The sequence below is a fragment of the Komagataeibacter intermedius TF2 genome (genome assembly GCF_000964425.1).
GTDB lineage: Bacteria > Pseudomonadota > Alphaproteobacteria > Acetobacterales > Acetobacteraceae > Komagataeibacter > Komagataeibacter intermedius.
Map to the genome: position 1 here is coordinate 1 of NZ_BANF01000756.1, position 422 is coordinate 422.

Genomic DNA, 422 nt, shown 5'->3' on the forward strand with positions numbered 1-422 from the left:
CCAGAAGATGACGGTTGCAGCGAGGCAGATGGCTGAGAAGAAGACGGTCGGGCATCTGTCATAGCGTGTTGCGACCCGCCGCCAGTCCTTGAGGCGGCCGAACATGATTTCGATGCGGCTGCGTCTTTTGTATTTTCGCCTGTCGTATTTGACTGATCTTCCGCGGGATCTTCTTCCCGGAATGCAGGGCCTGATCCCTTTTTCCTCCAGGGCATCCCGGAACCAGTCAGCATCATAACCCCGATCCGCCAGCAACCACTGTGCCATGGAAAGGCTGTCCAGCAGAGCAGAGGCTCCGGTGTAATCACTGATCTGTCCGGCTGTCATAAAGAAGCTCAGCGGTCGTCCGTTCTGATCGGTGACCGCATGCAGCCTGGTGTTCATGCCCCCTTTGGTGCGTCCGATCAGGCGGCCTGGATCCC

The 422-nt window shown here is 58.1% G+C and carries 1 protein-coding gene; it reads right to left on the reverse strand.

Annotated elements, in window-relative coordinates:
• The coding region (locus B7449_RS19180; RefSeq protein WP_148431446.1) for an IS5 family transposase at positions 1-422 on the reverse strand (422 nt) is incomplete at both ends.